The organism is Dyella sp. 01L423 (genome assembly GCF_056399945.1).
In genome coordinates this window covers 607,244-628,943 of sequence record NZ_JBFTSI010000001.1, presented here as the reverse complement: position 1 = coordinate 628,943, position 21,700 = coordinate 607,244, and the positions used below count along the sequence as shown (strand labels likewise).

21 protein-coding genes are annotated in these 21,700 nt (G+C 64.5%); 4 read left to right on the top strand and 17 right to left on the bottom strand.

The window, feature by feature from the left end:
• Positions 1-25: 25 nt before the first annotated feature.
• Positions 26-1,579, bottom strand: a complete 1,554-nt coding sequence (locus tag AC1DMY_RS02740) for a hemolysin family protein (protein ID WP_477163484.1) — start codon at positions 1,577-1,579, stop codon at positions 26-28.
• Positions 1,580-1,809: 230 nt separating this feature from the next.
• Between AC1DMY_RS02740 and AC1DMY_RS02735 the strand changes: the two genes are divergently transcribed.
• Positions 1,810-2,616, top strand: a complete 807-nt coding sequence (locus tag AC1DMY_RS02735) for a lysostaphin resistance A-like protein (protein WP_477163483.1) — start codon at positions 1,810-1,812, stop codon at positions 2,614-2,616.
• Positions 2,617-2,628: 12 nt separating this feature from the next.
• Here AC1DMY_RS02735 and AC1DMY_RS02730 read toward each other — a convergent pair whose 3' ends face one another.
• The 8 genes from AC1DMY_RS02730 to AC1DMY_RS02695 all read right to left on the bottom strand — a co-directional run bounded on the left by AC1DMY_RS02730 (position 2,629) and on the right by AC1DMY_RS02695 (position 8,639).
• Positions 2,629-3,198 (bottom strand): Maf family protein, encoded by a 570-nt coding sequence (locus AC1DMY_RS02730; RefSeq protein WP_477163482.1) that lies wholly within the window; start codon positions 3,196-3,198, stop codon positions 2,629-2,631.
• Between the two features lie 29 nt (positions 3,199-3,227).
• Positions 3,228-4,739, bottom strand: a complete 1,512-nt coding sequence (locus AC1DMY_RS02725) for an acetyl-CoA hydrolase/transferase family protein (RefSeq protein WP_477163481.1) — start codon at positions 4,737-4,739, stop codon at positions 3,228-3,230.
• 83 nt (positions 4,740-4,822) lie between these two features.
• Positions 4,823-5,272: an N-acetyltransferase family protein gene (locus AC1DMY_RS02720; RefSeq protein WP_477163480.1), complete on the bottom strand. Its 450-nt coding sequence runs from the start codon at positions 5,270-5,272 to the stop codon at positions 4,823-4,825.
• 113 nt (positions 5,273-5,385) lie between these two features.
• The gene (gene rlmH, locus AC1DMY_RS02715; RefSeq protein ID WP_477163479.1) at positions 5,386-5,856 is read right to left on the bottom strand and encodes a 23S rRNA (pseudouridine(1915)-N(3))-methyltransferase RlmH; all 471 of its coding nucleotides are present in this window, start codon (positions 5,854-5,856) and stop codon (positions 5,386-5,388) included.
• Between the two features lie 85 nt (positions 5,857-5,941).
• Positions 5,942-6,334: a ribosome silencing factor gene (gene rsfS / locus AC1DMY_RS02710; RefSeq protein ID WP_121878472.1), complete on the bottom strand. Its 393-nt coding sequence runs from the start codon at positions 6,332-6,334 to the stop codon at positions 5,942-5,944.
• Positions 6,335-6,651: 317 nt separating this feature from the next.
• Positions 6,652-6,954, bottom strand: a complete 303-nt coding sequence (locus AC1DMY_RS02705) for a hypothetical protein (RefSeq protein WP_477163478.1) — start codon at positions 6,952-6,954, stop codon at positions 6,652-6,654.
• 495 nt (positions 6,955-7,449) lie between these two features.
• Positions 7,450-8,109 (bottom strand): NrsF family protein, encoded by a 660-nt coding sequence (locus AC1DMY_RS02700; protein WP_477163477.1) that lies wholly within the window; start codon positions 8,107-8,109, stop codon positions 7,450-7,452.
• Between the two features lie 5 nt (positions 8,110-8,114).
• Positions 8,115-8,639, bottom strand: a complete 525-nt coding sequence (locus tag AC1DMY_RS02695; protein WP_477164180.1) for an RNA polymerase sigma factor — start codon at positions 8,637-8,639, stop codon at positions 8,115-8,117.
• A gap of 362 nt (positions 8,640-9,001) precedes the next feature.
• Between AC1DMY_RS02695 and AC1DMY_RS02690 the strand changes: the two genes are divergently transcribed.
• The 3 genes from AC1DMY_RS02690 (at position 9,002) to msrB (ending at position 12,190) form a co-directional block, all read left to right on the top strand.
• Complete coding sequence (locus tag AC1DMY_RS02690; RefSeq protein WP_477163476.1) at positions 9,002-9,697, top strand: hypothetical protein; 696 nt, start codon at positions 9,002-9,004, stop codon at positions 9,695-9,697.
• A gap of 124 nt (positions 9,698-9,821) precedes the next feature.
• Positions 9,822-11,540 (top strand): cytochrome c biogenesis protein DipZ, encoded by a 1,719-nt coding sequence (locus tag AC1DMY_RS02685; protein ID WP_477163475.1) that lies wholly within the window; start codon positions 9,822-9,824, stop codon positions 11,538-11,540.
• Between the two features lie 29 nt (positions 11,541-11,569).
• Complete coding sequence (gene msrB / locus AC1DMY_RS02680; protein ID WP_477163474.1) at positions 11,570-12,190, top strand: peptide-methionine (R)-S-oxide reductase MsrB; 621 nt, start codon at positions 11,570-11,572, stop codon at positions 12,188-12,190.
• Between the two features lie 634 nt (positions 12,191-12,824).
• Here msrB and nadD read toward each other — a convergent pair.
• The 8 genes from nadD to AC1DMY_RS02640 form a co-directional block, all read right to left on the bottom strand.
• Positions 12,825-13,457 carry a nicotinate-nucleotide adenylyltransferase gene (gene nadD, locus AC1DMY_RS02675; RefSeq protein WP_477163473.1) on the bottom strand — a complete coding sequence of 211 codons (633 nt, stop codon included), beginning with the start codon at positions 13,455-13,457 and terminating at the stop codon, positions 12,825-12,827.
• Positions 13,454-14,464, bottom strand: a complete 1,011-nt coding sequence (gene holA, locus AC1DMY_RS02670) for a DNA polymerase III subunit delta (protein WP_477163472.1) — start codon at positions 14,462-14,464, stop codon at positions 13,454-13,456. The genes nadD and holA overlap by 4 nt, the downstream gene beginning before the upstream one ends.
• 14 nt (positions 14,465-14,478) lie before the next feature.
• Positions 14,479-15,039: an LPS-assembly lipoprotein LptE gene (locus tag AC1DMY_RS02665; RefSeq protein WP_477163471.1), complete on the bottom strand. Its 561-nt coding sequence runs from the start codon at positions 15,037-15,039 to the stop codon at positions 14,479-14,481.
• A gap of 5 nt (positions 15,040-15,044) precedes the next feature.
• The gene (gene leuS / locus AC1DMY_RS02660) at positions 15,045-17,807 is read right to left on the bottom strand and encodes a leucine--tRNA ligase (RefSeq protein WP_477163470.1); all 2,763 of its coding nucleotides are present in this window, start codon (positions 17,805-17,807) and stop codon (positions 15,045-15,047) included.
• 223 nt (positions 17,808-18,030) lie between these two features.
• A complete protein-coding gene (locus tag AC1DMY_RS02655) occupies positions 18,031-18,645 on the bottom strand; it encodes a PqiC family protein (RefSeq protein WP_477163469.1) in 615 nt (204 codons plus the stop codon).
• Positions 18,642-20,318: a PqiB family protein gene (locus tag AC1DMY_RS02650; RefSeq protein ID WP_477163468.1), complete on the bottom strand. Its 1,677-nt coding sequence runs from the start codon at positions 20,316-20,318 to the stop codon at positions 18,642-18,644. Before AC1DMY_RS02650 ends, AC1DMY_RS02655 begins: the two co-directional genes overlap by 4 nt.
• A complete protein-coding gene (locus tag AC1DMY_RS02645) occupies positions 20,311-20,934 on the bottom strand; it encodes a paraquat-inducible protein A (RefSeq protein ID WP_477163467.1) in 624 nt (207 codons plus the stop codon). Before AC1DMY_RS02645 ends, AC1DMY_RS02650 begins: the two co-directional genes overlap by 8 nt.
• Positions 20,931-21,572: a paraquat-inducible protein A gene (locus AC1DMY_RS02640; RefSeq protein ID WP_477163466.1), complete on the bottom strand. Its 642-nt coding sequence runs from the start codon at positions 21,570-21,572 to the stop codon at positions 20,931-20,933. Before AC1DMY_RS02640 ends, AC1DMY_RS02645 begins: the two co-directional genes overlap by 4 nt.
• Positions 21,573-21,700 lie beyond the last annotated feature (128 nt).

Sequence of the window (21,700 nt, the reverse complement as noted above, 5' to 3'; positions counted from 1 at the left end):
GCGCACCCTGTGCGCGACGCTCGCCTCATTCGATCGGATTGACCTTCAGCCGCTCGATGCGTGCGCCGTCCATCGCCACCACTTCGAAACGCAGGCCTTCGCTGGTGAACGCGTCGCCTGCGCTGGGCAGGCGTCCCAACTGCTGCAGCACGTAGCCCGCCAGGGTCGAAAAGCTGTCGTCGCCCGTGAGCTTGAAGCCGAGCAGGTGTTCGACGCGGCGCAGGTCGAGGCTGGCGTCGAGCAGCCAGCTGCCATCGGTGGCCTGCACGGCGGCGGGATCACCGCTTTCATCATCCGGAAACTCGCCCGCAATCACTTCGAGCACGTCGGTGGGCGTGACCAGGCCGAGCACGCTGCCGTATTCGTCCACCACCAGCGCCACCTGCAGCGGCGAGCGGCGGAATTCTTCGATCAGGCGCAGCACGCTCAGCGATTCGAGCACGGTGAGCGGCTTGCGCACCACCTGATCCACGTCGATATGGCCGTGCTCAAGCAGGCTCGCCAGCAGGTCGCGCGACGATGCCACGCCCACCAACTGGTCGAGATCGTCGCCCGCCACCGGCAGCCATGCGTGACTTGAAGCAGTGACTTCCGCGCGCAACTGTTCGGCGTTTTCACGCGGGTCGATCCAGTTGATCTCCGGCCGCGGCGTCATGATCGAGCGCACCGGCCGATGCGCCAGATCCAGCACACCCTGCACCATCGCAAGTTCGTCCTTGCCGAACATGGCGACGCTGCCCTCGGGCTTCGCCGCAGTGGCTTTGGGCGCGGCATCTTCGTCGTCGCCGCCGGCGCCCAGCAGGTTCAACACCGCCAGCGCGGTGCGATCGCGCAGTGTGCGCGCGCTGCCCAGCAGGCTGCGCTGGCGATTGCGGCGCATGGTCTGGTTGAACGCCTCGATCAGGATCGAGAAGCCGATCGCCGCGTACAAATAGCCCTTCGGGATATGAAAACCGAAAGCCTCCGCGACCAGGCTGAAACCGATCATCAGCAGGAACGACAGGCACAGGATCACCACCGTCGGCCGCGCATTGACGAAGTTGGTGAGCGGCTTGCTGGCGCTGATCATCAGGATCATGGCCACCACCACGGCGATCATCATTACCGAGAGATGATCGACCATGCCCACCGCCGTGATCACCGAGTCGATCGAGAACACCGCATCGAGTGCGACGATCTGGGCGACCACCAGCCAGAAACGCGCCGGTGCACGCTTCGCCGCTTCGTCATGATCAGCCGCTTCCAGGCGTTCGTGCAGCTCCACAGTCGCCTTGAACAACAGGAAGGCGCCGCCAAGCAACAAGATGATGTCGCGCCACGAGAACGACACGGCGCCCAGCGTGAGCACGGGCGTGGTGAGTTTCACCAGCCATGACATCGCACCCAGCAGCGCCAGTCGCATGACCAGGGCCAGCAAGAGGCCGAGCACGCGAGCCTTGTCGCGCTCTTTGGCCTGCAGCTTGTCGGCCAGGATCGCGATGAAGACGAGATTGTCGATGCCAAGCACGATCTCCAGCACCACGAGGGTGAGTAGACCTGCCCAGACAGTCGGGTCGGACAGCCAGTCAAATGCAAACATGGGCTGGCGCCTGAGCGCCGATTTCCTCCTTGGATCGTCCCATAACTATACAAGGCGCTGCCGTGAACGCGATGACAGCCACCGGTAGAGCGCGCGCCCAACCCGCGCTGACCGTGCCAAAGGACAGGATTGGCACGCGCAGCAGCAGGGTCTAGCGTGATCGTGTCAGCCGTTGCGGGCGAAACCTGTCGGCACAACTACTCTGCGCGAGTGCGCTCTGGATCGACTCGATGGACGCGAACCGCCTGACTGATTTGCCTGTTTCGCCTGCCCCATCGACCTCGCGTGCGCCGACTCCCGGCCAAGCCATCGCCCTGATCGCGCTGTATTTCATCCTGCAACTCGCCGTCGGCAGTGCGATCACGCTGATGGCTGGCATGGTCGGCGCGTTGCGCGACGGCGGCGGACTCAGCGCCATTATTCCGCTGGGCCGCCACTGGCTTGGCCAGTCGGATATGACGGCCGCGGCCGTGATCGTGACGCTGCTGATTTCCGCCTCGGTGATCGTGCACTTCGCGCGGCGCTGGTGGCCCGAGCGATGGGCCGAAGGCGCACCGCCGGGACTGGGTTTCACGTCTACTCCACATATCGCTTTCTACGTGGCGGCGCTGGCCGCCGGCGTGATGATGCCCATAGTCGGCGGCATGCTCACGCAGTGGCTGGCGCACGGACACGAGGTGAGCCAGGACATCAAGCAACTGGGTGCCAATACATCGATGGCCTTGCGTCTGCCGCTGGCCTTGCTGGTGATCAGCCTGGGTCCGCTGGTGGAGGAACTGCTGTTCCGCGGTGTACTGCTGTCGGCCGTGGCGCGCTACACCGGCAATGGCGCGGCCATCGTGCTGTCATCCTTGCTGTTTGCCTGTGTGCACCTGCCGGATCTTTCCTTTCTCTGGTACGCGCTACCCAACCTGGCCCTGCTCGGCCTCATTCTCGGCTGGTTGCGCGTGCAGTCGGGATCGATCTGGCCGGCCGTGGTCGCGCATGGCATGAACAACCTGCTGGCCGTGGTGTCGTGGTTCGTGATGAGCCACTGAGCTTGGCGTGGATCAGGCGGCAATCAGCGAGTGCGCACGCAGCAGCCGCGCGGTCTCGTAAATCGGCATGCCCATGACGCCCGAATGGCTGCCATCCAGATGTTCGATCAGCTTGGCGCCATGCCCCTGGATGCCATAGGCACCGGCCTTGCCGAAGGGTTCGCCAGTGGCGATATAGGCCGCGATCGTTGCGTTATCCAACGGCGGCATGCTGACGCGCGAAAGACTGGTATCGGACCATTCGCCTGAGCGCGTCACCAGCCATACGGTGGAGATCACTTCGTGCACGCGGCCCGCGAGGCGGCGCAGCATGCAGGCAGCATCCTCGGCGTCGTCGGGCTTGCCGAACACTTCGTCATCGAGCACGACTTCCGTATCCGCACCGAGCACGGCGGCGCCGACCTCTTCCAGCGCCGCCAATCCGGCGCGCGCTTTTTCGCGCGCCACGCGGCTCACGTAGTCGCGCGGCGACTCGCCCAATACCCGCTGCTCGGGTACCTCGACGTCGACAATGCGGAAGTTCACGCCGATCTGTTCGAGCAACTGGCGACGGCGCGGTGATTGGGAGGCGAGATAGAGCATGTGAACCAATCCCGTTGCGGCAGTAACGCCTAAGGTCTCATATCGCCGCTGTCGAGGAAACGCTGATGCCACGACAGCGCCTCCTGCAACAGATGCGGGGTGTGCTTGCCACGGCTGTCATGCAGCGCGCGATCGACATAGTCCTGCAACATCGGGCGATAGTCCGGATGCGCGCAGCGCTCGATCACCACCTTGGCGCGCTGGCGCGGCGACAGGCCGCGCAAATCGGCCAGGCCCTGCTCCGTTACGATCACCGACACATCATGCTCCGTGTGATCGACGTGGCTGACCATCGGCACGATGCACGATACCGCGCCGTTCTTGGCGGTACTGGGCGTGAGGAAGCACGACAGAAAGCCGTTGCGCGCGAAGTCGCCCGAACCGCCAATGCCGTTGATGATGCTGGTGCCGGCGACGTGGGTGGAATTGATATTGCCGTAGATATCCGCTTCCACCATGCCGTTCATCGCGATGCAGCCCAGGCGGCGCACCAGTTCCGGATGATTGGAGATCTCCTGCGTGCGCAGAATGATGCGCTGACGGAAGAAGTCGATCTTTGCGAGAAAGCGCTCGATCCCTGCCGGGCTCAGCGAGAACGAGGTGGCCGAGGCCACCGACAACACGTCGTTCTCAAGCAGGTCGAGCATGCCGTCCTGGATCACCTCGGTGAACGCGCTCAAGCCGCTGAAGCCGCCTTCCTGCAGCCCGGCGAGCACGGCGTTGGCGATATTGCCCACGCCCGATTGCAGCGGCAGCAGCTGCGGATGCAGCCGTCCCTTGGCAATCTCGTGACGGAAGAAATCGATCAGGTGGCCCGCGATCTGCCGCGAGCAATCGTCCAGCGGCGCGAACGCGCTATTGCGGTCGGGCGCATGGGTCTCCACCACGGCGATGACTTTGCCCGGATCCAGGCGCAGATATTTTTCGCCAATGCGATCGTCCGGCTTGAGCAAGGGGATCGGCTTGCGGTGCGGCGGCAGCGCCGTGCCGTAGTAGATGTCGTGCATGCCGTCCATTTCGAGCGGCTGCCAGTGATTGACCTCGACGATCACCTTGTCGGCGAGATCGAGCCAGGTCTTGTTGTTGCCCACCGACGAGGACGCCAGCAAGCTGCCATCGGGCATGATCGCGGTAGCTTCGATCACCGCCAGATCGATCTTGCCGAAGAAGCCGAACCACGCGTATTGCGCGACGTGGCTGAGATGGATGTCCAGATAATCCATCTCGCCGCGATTGATGCGTGCGCGCAGCTCCGGATCGGATTGATACGGCAGACGCAGATCGATGCCGTCGGCACGCGCCAGCGCGCCATCGAGTTCGGGCGCCGTGGATGCGCCAGTCAGCACGCGCACGCGGAACGGTTCGCCGTGCTCATGCGTCGCCACCATGCGAGCGGCGAGCGCCTGCGGCACTGCCTTCGGATAGCCCGCACCGGTAAAGCCGCTCATGCCGATCGTCATGCCGTGGTCGACCAGGTCAGCAGCCTTGGCGGCCGTCATGACCTTGGCGGCCAATCCTGCATGGCGGATGCGCTTGTCCACGTTGAAGTCTCCTGCACGGCAATCTCCCGATACTACCGCGCGGTAACGTCAAACTATCGACAAGCTAGACGATGGTCGATGCGTCAGAATCGGATGAAATACTCGCGAAATTCCTCATCCCGCTGCCATCCCAGCGACTCGTACAAGTGCTGCGCAGGCGTGTTGGCATGCGCCGTGGCGAGCGTCATGCCGGCTGCGCCAACGGCGCGCGCGAAGTCCATCGCCTCGTGCATCAGTGCCGCAGCCACGCCGCGTCGACGCGCGTTCGGTGCGACAAAAAGGTCGTTCAGCAGATAGCTGCGCGATGTGCGCACTGAGGAGTGCATCGGATACAGCTGAACAAATCCCGCGCCTTCACCATCGGCGTTCAAGGCGAAGATCACCACCGAGTCATGCTGCTGGAATCGCTCGCGCAGAAAACGCGTGGCCCGTTCGAGATCCGTCGGCTGCCCGTAGAACACGCGATAGGCATCGAACAGCGGCGCCACAAGGTCGAGGTCGTGGATGGTGGCCTGGCGTACCGTGATGGACATGCGCAACTCCCGCGAACCGCGTCGTTGCAACCAGTATGCGAGGTGAGTCGGGGCGCGCCTATGACCACTTGCCGCGGAAAACACGGCCGGCTGGTCGATGTCGCCCTGTCCGCTTACGCGCGGTGGTAAGGATGACCGGCCAGCAAGGTGGCGGCGCGATAGAGCTGCTCGGCCAGCACCAGACGCACCAGCATGTGCGGCAGCGTGAGCGGCCCGAGCGACCACGACTGGTCAGCCCGCGCCAACACCTCGGGCGCGTGGCCGTCCGGCCCGCCAATCAGAAACGCGAGATCGCGACCGGACATGCGCCACTTGGCGAGCTGGGCCGCCAGGTCTTCGCTGGACCAAGGCTTGCCGCGCCCATCGAGCGCGACCACGTGAATGTCCCGCGGCAGCGCAGCCAGGATCGACGCGCCTTCGTCCTGGATTGCACGCGCGCCGTCGCGCCCCTTGCCGCGGATGCCGGGCTTGAGCTCGATCAATTCCAGCGGGAGGTCGTGCGACAGACGCTTGCGGTATTCGGCAAAGCCTTCGGCGACCCAGGCGGGCATGCGTTCGCCGACGGCGATCAGACGGGCGCGCATGATTGACGATCCAGAAATCGGAAAAATAAGCGGCAGGCCGCGCGCGTTGGACGGCGCACGGCTCTCGCCGCCGGTGGGCGGGCCATTAGCCCGCGTTGGCGACTTCGGTGTCCATGTCGCGGTCACCCACCGTCCACAGCCGTTCCAGGCCGTAGAACTCGCGGATGCGCGGCAGCATGACGTGGACGATCACGTCACCCAGGTCCACCAGTACCCATTCGGCTTCGCGCTCGCCTTCCACGCCAAGCGGCATCACGCCCGCCTGTTTGGCGAACTTGACGACTTCGTCGGCGATGGATTTCACATGGCGCGCGGAGGTGCCGGAGGCGATGACCAGCAGATCGGCGATGGAGGTCTTGCCGCGGACGTCGATTTCACGAATGTCCTTGGCCTTCAGTTCGTCCAGCGCGTTGATGACTTGCTGACGAACGACCGCCGTGGTGGCGGATTTGGTGCTGCGCTTGGCAGTCTGACTCAAGTGCGTTTGCCTCGATGCGGGATCGACGCGCGGGATCGCGCAATACCAGTATACCGGACCACCTTGAAGCGCATGTCAAACAGAAAAAACCAGATGCCGGGGCTCCCTGCGAGGCCGGCCCCGCGCGAGGCGCGGCCAAACGGCAAAAAACCACCTTTTTTGCACTGTTGACTGCCATTGGCTGGGCACGAAAAGCCTGCCGCGACATCCAAAGTGATGCTCCTTCCCGACCCGAAAGCGGGCGCGCCGGGGCAAGCGCAGGCAAAAAAAGAGGCCCTCTCCGCGGAGAGAGCCTCATCTTTTTCAGCGCAACGGTATCAGTGGCCGGCGGTGGACGCGGCGGCAGGCGCGGCGCTCTTCTTGGTGTTGTGCTGCTTCTTGTGGTGCTGGCTGCTGGCATCGCTCTTCATCGAGTCGCTGCTCATCGAATCGCTCTTCATCGAGTCGCTCTTCATCGAGTCGCTGCTGGACTTCATGGCGTCCGAGCTGGACTTCATCGCGTCCTTGCTGGCGTCCTGGGTCGACTGCGGCGTGGTGCTCTGTGCCATCACGGGGGACATGGCAAGACCGAACACAACGGCGCTCGCGAAGGCGAGTACGGCGTAACGGGAAACTTTCATGGTCAGGTATCTCCAGAAGCGGTGAGGTAACCGTGCGGTTGGGCCGCACTTCCATGGAACAACCGTCATCGTCCCTCCCGAACGACCACGGCAAACCGGCTGCGAGTACATCCACACCGGCCACGCCGCATCAGCATTCCTGCACGATGCGAACGGTCCGTCCCTGGCCCGTCAATCCACTGCCAACGGATCGCTAGATCCGCGCCCCCTTCCGGAGCGGAAGCCTATACCCATGCATGACAAACGCAGGTGGCGCCCAGATAACCCCATTCAGTTTGAATACGGGCAAACCAGCAGCAATAAATTGCGATTGTTGCGGTGCGTGCGGCGCGCCGCTGCGGCGATTGGTTTTGCCCGGCAGCGCCTCGTTGTCGGATGCCAGTCTGCCGTCGGGGCGCCACCGGACGAGGGTCGTGGCGGCTCAGATGTGTTGCGACGCAACACCTGTTTTGACCTCACCGGCTACGGCCGTTTGATTCAGCGTAGGCCGGCGATTTATTTGAGCGCAGGCTGCAGCAGACGCCCGCCCATCAGCGCATTGGCCAGCACCACGATGGCCACCGCCATCGCGTGCGTGAGCAGATCGGTGGCCGCCACGGCGTAGGCGTGGCAGATCTCGAGCAAGGCCGCCGAGGCCGCCGCGGACGCCAATCCGATCATGATCGCCGCCAGCACGGGGCGCAGCGGACAGGCACGACGCAGCAGCCAGATCAACAACACCGACAGCGGCACCGAAAGGCTGATGATGAAGATGAGGCAGTCGCTCGCCTCATTGATGGCCGCGATATGCGCCGATGGTCCCAGCCAGTCGCGCATGCAGCCCAACCCACTCGCGCCCACCCACAGCAACAGGCCGGGCAAGGGCAGCCAGGCCCAACGCGAGGAGCGCCCCGGCACGCCCAGCGTAAAGGCTGCCCACGCCGCGCATACCGCCGTGATCACCGCACCCACGCCGGCGATGGCGATGTCCGGCGCGGCTTCGAAACGCCGAAGCATGTGGCTCGCGCCAAAGTGCGCCAACAGCCCTGCCGCGATCACCGCCACCGCCACCAGCCAGCCGAGCGTGCGCACCCACGGGGGCGGCAAGCGCCGCACCGGCGAGAGCTGGTCGCCCAGTGACTGGATCAGTGACTCAGGGAGTCGGGGTTCGGCCATGGTGCTCAGGATTCTCCGTGGAAGCGCGACCGCAGCGCCTTGAGCGCGCGATGCAGGTTGACCTTCAGCGCGCCGGTCTGGCGCCCCGTCTCGGCGGATGCCTCCGCCAGCGATCGTTCTTTCAGGCCCAGCTGCTCGACCGCCTCGCGCTGACCCGGCGGCAACGAGGCAATCGCATCGTGCAGCCGTTGCGCCTCTTGTTCGCGTTCCGTCGCGGCGGTCGCATCGTCCACGTCAGGGTGCATGTCATAGGCAAGCTCGTCATGCACTTCCCGGCTGCCGCGGCGACCCTGGCTGCGCAGCGCATCGATGGCACGCCGGCCGGCCAGCGCGGACAGCCAGGCATCGTATGAACGCGAAGGATCGTACGTATGGCGCACGCGATGCACGGTGAGCAGGGTTTCCTGCACTACGTCGTCGAGCTGATCCGGCGCCACGCCCTTGCGGCGGGCCGCGACGCGGATCAGCGGCACCGAGGCCGCCAGCACCTGCTCGTAGGCCCGCCGGTCGCCGCCTTGTGCCGCAGCCATCCACGCGGCGCGCTGGCGCTCCTGCGTGTCGCTGAAGGGAGCAGCAGCGTCGCTCACGGTTGAATCGATCCTGGCCCAGCGGGAAAGGACGATATCTAGACCTATTGAGTGGGTTGCGGTCAAGGTGGCGGTCATGGCGGAGCGTCGCGGATCCTGTTCTTCCATTCGACGCACACCGGCATCAAGTTACCTCTTGCCACCATCAGCGCAGCCTGCGGATCGCTGCAAGGACTCGCTGAATGGCATTTTCGCAGGACTTTCGGAGTCTTCCGATAGCCCGCCTATCCCTTGGCTGGCCTAATACGCGCCGAGTCTGCCCTCCCCCAGCAGACCGCTCGTTTTCAATTGCAAGGAACGCCCCAATGAAGAAGATCCTCACGGCGATGGCGCTGGCCGCCTTCATCGCCCCGCTAGCTGTCAAGGCTACCGACAACAACGGCATCGGCTACACCTATGTGCAGCTCGATTACGTCAACGTGACCGGTTCGGGTCACGAGGCAAAAGCGGACGGCGCGTCGCTAAGCGGTTCCTATCAGTTCGCCAACAACTTCCACGTGTTCGGGCGCTACAGCGACCTGCGCTCGCCCACGTATTCCAGCAGCGACTACGCTTCGGGCTACACCTACGGCTCGAGTGACAAGTTCAAGGATCGCCCGTGGTCGCTGGGCCTGGGCTACGCCGCTTCCATCGGCTCGCAGGCCGACTGGGTGACCCAGGTGTCCTATACGCACGATCGCATCAGCGACCATTACTGCGACTGGGTCAGCTCTGCCCACTACTCCGATCGCAGCTGCGGCAATGTCAGCACCAACGGCAACCTCTGGGCCATCAACACCGGTGTGATGGGCCGCGTGATCGACAACCTGGTGGCCAACGCCTATGTCGGCTACAGCAATGGCGGCCACTACAGCCATGGCGGCCCGGGCATCCTGGGCAAGGTGTTTGCCGACTTCGGCCTGGTCTACAGCTTCAACCCGACCTGGGCGCTGCATGGCGGCGTGCGCGTGAACAACGACGGCACCGAAAACGTCAGCCTGGGCGCGCGCGCCAGCTTCTGATCGTTGCATAGAGGCAAGTCACGAGGCCCGGCCATGCGCCGGGCCTTTTTTGTCGGTGGCGCATGTAACCTGAGACAACTCCCGGACGAATGATCCGGTGACATCCCCTCGGACCTACCACGCCATGCTCGTGTTGATCCTCGCCTATCTGGGCGGCGTACTGACCATCCTCAGCCCGTGCATCCTGCCGGTGCTGCCGTTCGTGTTTGCGCGGGCGGATCGTCCCTTCGCGCGCAACGGACTGCCGATGCTGCTGGGCATGGCGCTGACGTTTGCCCTGGTCGCCACGCTGGCGGCCGTGGGCGGCAGCTGGGCGATCCAGGCCAATCAGTACGGACGCATCGTCGCGATGGTGGTGCTGGCAGTGCTCGGCCTGACCCTGCTCTCCACGCGGCTGGCCGAATGGATCAGCCGTCCGTTCGTCGCGCTGGGCAACAAGCTGTCGCAGCACTCGGATGAAAACGATTCGATCTGGTCCGCCGCCGGTCTCGGCGTGGCGACCGGCTTGCTGTGGGCGCCGTGCGCAGGGCCCATCCTCGGGCTCTTGTTGACCGGCGCGGCGCTCAATGGCGCCAGCCTGCAAACCTCCCTGCTGCTGCTCACCTATGCCGCGGGCGCAGCCACGTCGCTGGCCTTGGCGCTGGTGATCGGTGGGCGCGTCTTTTCGCTGATGAAGCGCTCGCTAGGCGCTGGCGAATGGGTGCGGCGCGCACTCGGCGTGCTGGTGCTTGCCGGCGTGGCGGTGATTGCCCTTGGCCTGGATACCGGCGTGCTCACACGTGTGGCGCTGGCCAGCACGGGTGGCATCGAGCAGAAGCTGATCGACGCGGCCCGCCCGGCCCCCGCTCCGCAACCCGTGGTCAAGCAAGGCGAGCCGTTGCCGATCGAAGGCGAACTGCCGTCGCTGGAAGGTGCGACGCAATGGTTCAACACCGCGCCGCTCACGGCGCAGTCGCTGCGCGGCAAAGTGGTGCTGGTCGATTTCTGGACGTATTCGTGCATCAACTGCATACGTGCGCTGCCCTATGTCCACGCATGGGCCGACAAGTACAAGGATCACGGCCTGGTGGTGATCGGCGTGCATGCCCCTGAGTTTGCCTTCGAGAAAGATCCGCAGAACGTCAGCAAGGCCATCAAGGACCTGGGCGTCGACTACCCGGTGGCGCTCGACAACAACTATGCGATCTGGAAAGGCTTCAACAACGAGTATTGGCCGGCGCACTATTTCATCGATCCGCAGGGCCATATTCGCCATCATCACTTTGGCGAAGGCGAGTACGAGCAGAGCGAAGACGTGATCCGTCAGCTGCTCACCGAAGCCGGCCAGAAGAATCTCCCGGGAGGCTATGTGCAGCCGGGTGCCGAGGGCGCGGAAGCGGCGGGTTCGGGCGATGCGATGCGCTCGCCGGAGACCTATGTCGGTTACGCCCGCGCCGAGAATTTCGCAGGTGGACAGGTTGCGCATGACGATGTGTGGACGTATCACGCACCAAAGGCCTTGATGACCAATCAGTGGGCGCTCGATGGCCGCTGGACGGTCCGCGATGAAAGTGCGCGGCTGGACGGCGCCAATGGCGGCATCGTCTACCGCTTCCGCGGACGCGACTTGCACCTGGTGCTCGGCCCTGGCCATGACGGCAAGCCGGTGCGCTTCCGCGTGACTATCGACGGCAAAACGCCGGGCGCCGATCACGGCATGGATACCGATGCCGATGGCAATGGCACGGTGAGTTCGCAGCGTCTCTATCAATTGGTTCGCCAAGCCAACGGCACGGGTGAGCGCACCTTCGAGATCACCTTCCTCGATCCCGGCGTGCAGGCCTACGCCTTTACTTTCGGCTGATTCACCTCACTAACCTCACGGAGGTTGCCATGTCCCGCACCCAGGACATCGTGAAACTGGAGCGTCGCCGCTTTCTGCGCGCGGCGCTCACAGGAGGAGCTCTTGCTGCCATCGGAGGCTTTGCACTGCCCACGCTGTTGAAGCGTGGCCCATTGAGCGGTGCGGCGATGGCTGCAACGCCGCCCGCCACCGGCGCCGATATGCTGCTCGTCTGCTTTGCGGACGATGGTCACAAGCTGGGGCCATGCCACGTGCCCAAACTCGTGCTCACCGATGCGCAATGGCATGAGCGCTTGAGCGACGATGCTTATTACGTGATGCGCCGGGCAGGTACCGAGCGTGCCTTCAGCGGCGCGCACGATAAGCCCGCTGTGCCGGGCCTCTACCGCTGCCCCGCGTGCGATACGGCCTTGTTCGATGCGGCGACGCAATTTGACTCGGGGACGGGCTGGCCGAGTTTCTGGCAGCCGATCGCCAAGCAGAATGTGATCGAGATACGCGACTCTTCGTTTGGCTGGGAGCGCATCGCGGTCAGTTGCGCGGGTTGCGATAGCCATCTGGGGCATGTGTTTGATGATGGGCCGCGGCCGACGGGGTTGCGGTATTGCATGAATTCGGTGGCGTTGAGGTTTGTGCCGAGGACGTCGTAGGGCACGCTGTTTCTCCCTCTCCCCGCCGGGGAGAGGGCTGGGGTGAGGGGCGGGTGCTCGCGGGAACATTTCCTTTTTTGCCGTCATCCCGTCGCAGGCTGGAAACGCTCTTCAAGAGTCGAAGGCTGGTAATTCAGTTTCGTTACGCGGCGATTGTCGCGTTACGGCCAGCGTGCCCCCTGCGCGGCGGGCGTTTCGAACGGCTGCCGCCGCTCGAGTCACTTTTCTCTTGCTGGCCCAAGAGAAAAGTAACCCAAAGAGAATGGCCTCAAGAGCTGGCAGCGTTACGCTGGGATAAACCCGAACGCTCGGGTAGTTCAAAGCGCTTCGCAACGCGCCGTGGCGCTGAGGACTTAAAGCGGAGCCTCGCTGCGCTTCGGCTTTAGCCTTTCAGCCATCGCCACGCCCGCTTGTCTGTGGGAGCGCACCCTGTGCGCGACAGCCACGCTGGGGTGTACCGCTCCGTAGGTTCGTCGCGCACAGGGTGCGCTCCCACAAAGAGCTGACCGCCGCGTTGATCCGCCATCCACAGGCCTGCATTCTCCCTTGTAGGAGCGCACCTTGTGCGCGACCGCGGCCCTGGGGTGTACCGCTCCGTAGGCGGGTCGCGCCGCCGCAACGGCGCAAAAAATTGCTACGCGCGATACGGTGCCAGAACCGACGGATCTTCAAACAACCCGCACGGCAGCAGGTAACGTGGATCGCGCCCTTCCGCCAGCAGATCGCGAATGCGCGTGGCGGAAATTTCCAGCGGCGTCACCGCCAGCTCGATCACTTTGCCGCTGGGCAGCTCTTGCAACAACTTCGGATCGGTCACTCGGCGCGGCAGGATTTCCACCGCCAGTTCGACTGACCACGCAGCATCGATGCCGGGTCGATTGAGCACGCCGATATGCGCGTAGTCGAACAGTTCGCGCCAGCTGTGCCAGCTCGGCAGGTTGGCGAACGCGTCGGCGCCCAGCAGCAAGACCAGGGGTCGTTCGCCCTGTTCGTTGCGCAATTCGCGCAAGGTATCGATCGTGTATGAAGGTCCCGCGCGGCGCAATTCGCGCGTATCCAGGCTGAGGCGATCCTGGCCTTGCAATGCAGCGTTCAACATCGCAACGCGTTGCGCAGGCGATGCGGTAGGCGCATGGCGATGGGGCGGCACATGCGCCGGCATCAGGCGGACTTCAGCGTCGAGTAGTTCGGACGCCTCCCACGCGACACTGAGGTGTCCCAGATGCACCGGATCAAAGGTGCCGCCGAAGAGCGCCAGCGGCTTCATGCCAGGGCGCCGGCGGCCCGCGGTTCGGCGATGGCTGCGATCAGGCGCTCGGCTTCCAGCCAGGCATCGCCCTGTTCGCGGCCTTTGGCCATGCGATCGATGCGTGCCGCGCGAGCAAGACACTGCAGCCAGTGTTCGCGCGGCGCACGACGCAGTGCCTTGCGGAACAACTGTTCGCGGGCGGGCCATAGCCGTTCGGCGCGGGCCTGCGCGGCGAAGTCGCGCGCATTGGCCAGGCGCAACGCAAGCTGCAATTGATTAACCAGCCAGCCCATCAAGCCGATGAGCTCTTCGCCCTCGGCATGCAAGCCAGCAAGTATGTGAAGCGCACGACCGCCCTCGCCCGCAAACGCCGCATCGGTCAGTTTGAAAGCGTCGTAACGCGCACTGTCGGCAACGAGATCAGCCATCTCCTGCGCGTCGATCTTGCCCTGGCCGTGCAGCACAACGAGCTTGTCGATTTCCTGCGCTGCGGCGAGCAAGTTGCCCTCGACGCGTTCGGCCAGCAAGGCGGCCGCATCCGGTGTGGCGGACAGGCCGCGCGACGACAAGCGCGCACCGATCCACGAGGCCCATTCGTTTGGGCGTGGCGCATTGAACACCACCAGCGCACCGGCCGCATCGAGATTCTTGGTCCAGGCGCCCTCGTGCTTGTTGCTCCAGTCCATGGCCGTGATCAGCAGGGTCACGTCGGGCGGCGGATTGGCGCAGAACTCGTTGATCGCCTTGGCCCCTTCGGTGCCGGGGCGACCGGTGGGAAGACGCAGGTCGAGCAGGCGGCGCGTGGCAAAGAGCGACATGCCCGCTGCCGCACGCGCCAGGTCGTCCCAGTCGAAATGGTTGCCCACTTCCAGCACTTCGCGCTCAGCGTATCCGAGCTTGCGCGCCTGGGCGCGCAGCGCATCGGCAGCTTCCAGCACCAGCAGTTCTTCGCCGGCCAGCAGGTAGACCGGCCGCAGCTGATCGGCGGCCAGCGATTTCTGCCATTGCAAGGCGTTGAGCGGCATGAGAGCTCGGAGTCTTAGTGCGTGCTGCTGGCCGAAGCCGGCTGTGCTTCCTGTGCCGCCGCGGCGGCCGCGGTCTGGCCCGGATGGCGGCCAGCGGCCTGCAGTCGGAACAGGATGGCATCGACCATGTCGTCGTTGAGGCTGCCCTGGATCGCGTCTACCTGCGCCGTGGTGCCGACCGTGTTGGTCGCGTCGTAACTGAATTCGCGCTGCATATCGATGCGCTGATGCGGCAACATCGGCTGGCCGGTGCCGTCCTTCACGTCGAACTCGACGTGATAGCGCACGGTGTACTCGGTGACGCGTGCCTGACCGCTCACTGTCAGCGTATCGGTGCTGAACTGGGCCAGCGGCGCATTGAGTTCCGCGACGCCGGTGCCGCCATGTTCTTCCACTGTGATGCCCGAGCTCGACAGCGCTCGCTCGAGCCCACGCTGGAGATTGACGTTCGCGGCGGTCACGTGGACGCGCTGCATGCCCGGGGGCAAGGCCACGCTTTGGCGCAGATGGAATCCGCAGGCCGCCAGCAGGGCGATGGACATCAACAGCAGCGAAGCTTGGAACACACGGCTCATGGATTTCATCCTGCGACGATGTTGACGATCTTGCCCGGCACCACGATCACCTTGCGCACGGTCTGGCCTTCCAGGAAAGCGGCGACCTGCGGGTGGGCGCGGGCCAGCGCCTCGGCTTCTTCCTTCGACGCGTTGGCGGCCACCTCGATGGTACCGCGCAACTTGCCGTTGACCTGAACCGCGAGCGTGAGCGAGTCGCGCACCAGCGCGGCGTTGTCCACCTGCGGCCAGGCCTGATCTTCCAGCACCGAGGCCGGATGGCCTAGCACCTGCCACAGCGCGTGGCTCGCGTGCGGCACCACCGGGTTGAGCAGCAGCACCATCGCCTCCAGCGCCTCGTGGCGCACGGCACGGCCCTGGTCGCTCTGGTCGTTGAACTTGTTCAGGGCGTTGAGCAGTTCCATCAGCGCGGCAATCGCCGTATTGAAGGAGTGGCGGCGACCGAAATCGTCGCTCACCTTCTGGATGGTTTCGTGCACCTGGCGGCGCAGCGTCTTCTGGCCGGCATCCAGTGCGGACGGATCGACCACCGGATGATCCGGGTTGGACGCATGCGTGGTCACTTCGCGCCAGAAGCGGCGCAGGAAGCGGGCCATGCCTTCCACGCCGGCCTCGCTCCACTCCAGCGACTGCTCCGGCGGCGCGGCAAACATGGAGAACAGGCGCACGGTGTCGGCACCGTACTTGTCCACCATCGCCTGCGGGTCGATGCCGTTGTTCTTGGACTTGGACATCTTCTCGGTGCCGCCGATCTTCACCGGCTGGCCGTCGTGCTTCGAACGCGCACCGATCACGCGCGCCTTGTCGTCGCGCTCAATCTCGACGTCGGCCGGGTTGATCCAATCCTTCGAACCATCGGCGTTGTCGCGATAAAACGTTTCGGCGATCACCATGCCCTGGCATAGCAGGTTGGTGGCCGGCTCATCCGCCTTCACCAGGCCCGCGTCGCGCATGAGCTTGTGATAGAAGCGGAAGTACAGCAGATGCAGGATCGCGTGTTCGATGCCGCCGATGTACTGGTCCACCGGCAGCCAGTAGTTGGCGCGCTCATCGACCTGATCGCTGGCGCCCGGGCTGGTGTAGCGCGCGTAGTACCAGCTCGATTCCATGAAGGTATCGAACGTGTCGGTTTCGCGTTCGGCCGGGCCGCCACACTGCGGGCAGGTGGTCTTGCGCCACTCCGGATCAGCCTTGATCGGCGAGCGCACGCCCGAGAACGCCACGTCCTCCGGCAGCACCACCGGCAGCTGGTCTTCCGGCACCGGCACGGCGTCGCAGGTCGGGCAATAGATCACCGGAATCGGGCAACCCCAGTAGCGTTGGCGGCTCACGCCCCAGTCGCGCAGGCGCCAGTTCACCCGGCGGATACCCTTGTTTTCACGCTCGAAGCGCGCAGCCATGGCGTCGAACGCCTGGGCGTAATCCATGCCGTCGAATTCGCCGGAATTGACCAGGTAGCCGCGTTCGGTGAACGCGCTGTCTTCCTGGATGCTCTGCTCGAACGATTCGATCAGCTGCACCGCGGCCGACGTTTCGTAGGCATCGATGCTGCCGCCATTGCCCAGCGCGGCGCGCATGGGGTCGGCGCCAACGCCCTTGCGCAGGTCGTGGTTGATCTCGGCCACGGCGTCGAGCACCGCGCGATCGACCACCACCATCTTGATCGGCAGGCTGTAGCGCTGGGCAAATTCCCAGTCGCGCTGGTCGTGGCCGGGCACGGCCATCACGGCGCCGGTGCCATAGCCCATCAGCACGAAGTTGGCCACGAACACCGGAATTTTCTCACCGGTCAGCGGATGGATGACTTCGATGCCGGTATCCATGCCGCGCTTTTCCTGCGTCTCCAGCTCGGCTTCGGACACGCCGCCGTGCTTGAGCTCGTCCAGGAACGCAGCGAGCTTTTCGTTGCCTTGCGCGGCCTTGAGCGCCAGCGGATGTTCACCCGCGATGGACACGAAGGTGACGCCCATCAACGTGTCGGGACGCGTGGTGAAGACGGTGAGCGGCTCGCCCTCGCCTTCCACGTCGAAATGGATTTCCAGGCCTTCGGAACGACCGATCCAGTTGCGCTGCATGGTCTTTACGGCGTCCGGCCAGCCAGGCAGCGTGTCCAGGCCGTCGAGCAGTTCCTGCGCGTAGTCGGTGATCTTCAGGAACCACTGCGGAATCTCGCGCTTTTCCACAAGCGCGCCGGAGCGCCAGCCGCGGCCGTCGACGACCTGTTCGTTGGCGAGCACGGTCTGGTCCACCGGATCCCAGTTCACCACCGCGTTCTTGCGGTAGGCCATGCCCTTCTTCATCAACCGCGTGAACATCAACTGTTCCCAGCGGTAGTAGTCAGGACGGCAGGTAGCGAACTCGCGGGTCCAGTCGTAGGCAAAACCCATGCGCTGCAGCTGGCCGCGCATGTGTTCGATATTCTGGTAGGTCCACTTGGCCGGCGCGGTCTTGTTCTTGATCGCGGCGTTTTCGGCGGGCAGGCCGAACGCGTCCCAGCCCATCGGCTGCAGCACGTTCTTGCCCTGCATGCGCTGGTAGCGGCTGATCACATCGCCGATGGTGTAGTTGCGCACATGGCCCATGTGCAGCGCGCCCGACGGATACGGGAGCATGGAAAGGCAATAGAACTTGGGGCGTGAAGGGTCTTCCTTCACCTCATAGGCGCGCTCCTCGCGCCAATACGCTTGAGCAGCGGTTTCCAGCGCCTGCGGCTGGTAGCCCTGCTCGTTGCCCTGGTCCTGGGAACCTTGATCCTGAATGTCCTGCATGTGTCCGGCGCCGTGTGTTTTGCGGGCTGCCACCGGCCTTTCCGATGGTCAGCTGGGAACGCGGCAGACTAGCAGAATTGGGGTCTGTTCAGCGCCAAACGGTGGCAAAACGGGCGCGCGCCCTTGCATTTCTGTGGGAGCGCACCCTGTGCGCGACAGGCGGTTGGGGCTTGCGCTCCGTCGGCTTGTCGCGCACAGGGTGCGCTCCCACAGGGGGGCTGAATCAACCCGCGGGGCAGCTCGCGCTCTGTCCGGCGGCCATCGCACCAGCCACCACACCAATCTGCCCAGCCAGCCGCTTGATCGCCTGCTGATGTCCCTGCACGAGGGCGTCGTAGCCCGCGCCCACCGTTTCGCTGAAGCGGCTGGTACAGGCCAGCGGGTCACCACCCTTCAGCGGGCGCACGCTCCAGGCGGCGTCGATATAGGCATAACTGCCCGGCACGGAATCGAAGCGGCGAACATCCAGCTTGATGCGCACGGTGGACTTGCCCTGGTTCGGCAGGCCGGTTACGTCCTGCGCGCGGAAATCGCGTGCTAGGTCGGCAGCGAGCGCGCCGCGCACTTCGTCGCCCAGCGGCGCGATCCAGCGCTGGCCTTGCAGTACCGCCACGCCCTGCCCGCCCTCGCGCACCACCATCTGCGGCTGATCGACCTGCGCCGGCACCGTGACCGGCAGCAATTCGAACTGGAACGGCTGCGCCGTGGGCGCCACCGTGGCATCGCCGCCGGCCGGCGGCACCAGGGTGTAGTAGCGCAGCGGCGGTGCCGAACCGCAGGCACCCAGCACCAAGGCCAGCGTGGCGACGGCCAGGTTCAATGTTCCCCAGCGCTTCATGGCTTGCTCCCTTGTGACGGTTCCACCGGCGCCGGCGATGGCGGCATCGGTGCCAGCTTGTCGTCGGCACGGCGGCCGCGCAGCAGCGCGTCCGGATGCGCGCCCAGATAGTCGGTCATGACGCGCAACGAACGCGCCGCGCGTTGCAGTTCCTGCAGCGTGCCGCCCAGGTTCTGCTGCAGCTGCGAATCGGGCGACAGCGCGCTGTCCGCATTGCCCAGCGTCTTCTGCGCACCCTGCAGCGTGTTCTTCAGTTCCGGCAAGACGCTGCCGTTGACCTGCAGCAAGGTCTTGTGCAGTTCGGCCAGCGACTGATCGAGATTGTTGCCGATGCTGTCGAACGGCACCTTCTGGATCTTGTTGACGATGTCGGCGATCTGCTGCTGGATCTTGTCGAAATCACCCGGCGCCGTGGGGATTTCCAGCGGCTTGGTGCGCCCATCGAAGGCGACCTTGGTGGCCTTCGGCAGGAAATCCATCGCGATATACAGCTGGCCAGTGAGCAGGTTGCCGGTGCGGGCCTGCGCGCGCAGGCCGCGATCGACCAGCTTGCCCATCATCGTCGACATCTGCTCGTCGTCGCCCTGCGACTTGGCGATCGCCACCAGTTTGTCGTGCGCCTTGCCCAGGCGCGCCGGATACACCACCGCACCCACGATGGTCGGGAAGGTTTGCGTCTTCTCGTCGTAATCGAGGTTGATGGAGACCACGCGGCCGAACGGCACGCCCAGAAATTCCACCGGGGCGTTGACCGCCAGGCCACGCAGCGACTGATTGAAGCGCATGCGGATATAGCGAGGCTCGCCGTCGGGCGGCGCCATCGCCGTGGCCTGATCGTTGAACAGGGTGAAGGCGTCGTTTTCCTGTGCGGGCGTGGCGTCATGCGGCCCCGGCGGATCCTGGAACGCAAGGCCACCCGCCAGCACCGTGGCCAGCGATTGCGTGTTCACCTTCAGGCCATCGGCCCCCAGCGATACGTCGACGCCGCTGGCATTCCAGAAGCGCGAGGAGGTGGTGACGAACTGATCGTTGGGCGCATCGATGAAGATCTGCAGCGTGACGCCCTTGCCGTCCTTGTTGAGATGGTAGGACGACACGCGCCCCACCTGGATGCGGCGGTAGTAGACGGGCGAGCCGATATCCAGCGAGCCCAGGTCGTCCGTGTGCAGGTCGAAGGTTTTGCCCGGCGCGCCATGCGTGACCGTCGGCGGCGTCTCCAGACCGACAAAGTCTTCCTTGGGTTCCTGCGACTGCCCGGCGTCGGCGCCGATAAATGCGCCTGAGAGCAGCGTATCGATGCCGGACACGCCACCGAGCCCGATGCGCGGACGCACCACCCAGAAGCGCGAGTCGGCGGTGGCAAAGCCCTTGGCGCTCTTGTCCAGCGCGACCTTGGCCACCACGTGGGTGCGGTCGTCGCTGAGGCGCACCGTGCTCACCTTGCCGATGATCACGCTCTTGTACTTCACCGGGGTCTTGCCCGGATCCAGGCCTTCGGCGCTCTGGAAGCTGATGTTGATGCTGGGGCCCGCTTCGTACCAGCCGTGGATCACCAGCGAAAGACCGACCAGGGCCGCGATCACCGGCACCAGCCACACCAGCGATGCATTCACGCGCGGCTTTTGCACTACCGGTTCGGGCAGGTCGTCGGCGATATTTTTATCGTCAGTCATCGGTATCCCTGCCATCCCAGATCAATCGTGGATCGAACGTCATCGAGGCGAGCATGGTAATCACCACGGTAAGCCCGAAGAACACCACACCAGGCAGGGGTTCCACCTGGCTGAAGAAGCCAAACTGCACCAAGGCCGTCAACAAGGCCACCACGAACACGTCCAGCATCGACCAGTAACCGATGAATTCCACCAGCCGGTAAAGCCGGGAGCGTTGCCGCTGCGCCCATTGGCTGCCGCGTTGCGAACTGATCAGCAGCAGGCTCAGCGCAAAGAATTTCAACACCGGCACCACGATGCTTGCCGTGAAGACGATGACGGCAAGGTCGGGCGACCCCTTTCTCCACAGCTCGATAATGCCGCTGAGAATGGTGTTGTCGTCCACATCGCCCAGGCTCACCGTACGCATGATGGGCAGGATGTTGGCGGGCAAGTAGAACACGAATGCGGCGATCAGCAAGGCCCAGGTGCGGGTGTAGCTGGCCGACTTGCGCTTGTGCAGCGCGCAGCCGCAGCGTGGACAGACTGCATCGGGCGCCTTCACATCTTTGCAGACCAGGCGACAGACATGGCAGCCGATCAGGCCCATGTCGCTGGCACGGAGAAGTTCGCTCATGCCGGCGTTTCCTCCGTGATGTCCCACAGGCGACGCACATCGATGCTGGAGAACGCCGTGATGATCAGCATCAGCACGCCATAGGCAAAGATGCCGGCATTGGGCTGCACCTCGAAATACATGTGGGCCTTCACGATCGCCACCAGCGCACCCAGCACGAAGACTTCGCTCATGGTCCACGGACCCACGCGATAGAGCATCACCATGATCCAGCGGAACCCGGGCGCGCGGCGCCGCTGGCGTGCATAGGCCAGGATCCAGAACAGGAAGCCCATCTTGATGATGGGAAAGAAGAACAGGGTCAGGGCGGCAATCACGGCCACCACCTCGGCGTGCTCGCGCCACATCATCATGATGCAGCCCCACAGCGTCGCGCTGATCAGCTGGCCATTGAGGCCTAGCGTCACGATCGGCCAGATGTTGGCCTGCACGAAAGCGATCATCGCGGTGATCACCAGGGCGAACATGCCGCGCACCCCGATGCTGTGGTGGCGGGCAAGGATGGCGTCGCAGCGCAGGCAACGCGCCACTTCGCCACGGGCCAGCTTGCGACGGCGGTAGACCGTGTCGCAGTGCTCGCATATCCACAGGGTGGGCGGCGCGATGGCGGGTTTGATGCCTTGCGATGGCATGGTCATGGGGGGATTTTCGCAAATATCCGTGATTCCCGCTGCGGGTGGGGGCCAGCGCGTTCACGCGGGGGCATCGTAGGCCCCTGCGACCTTGATATGCTGGCTGACGCCCTGATGTGAAGGGCATTCGTCAA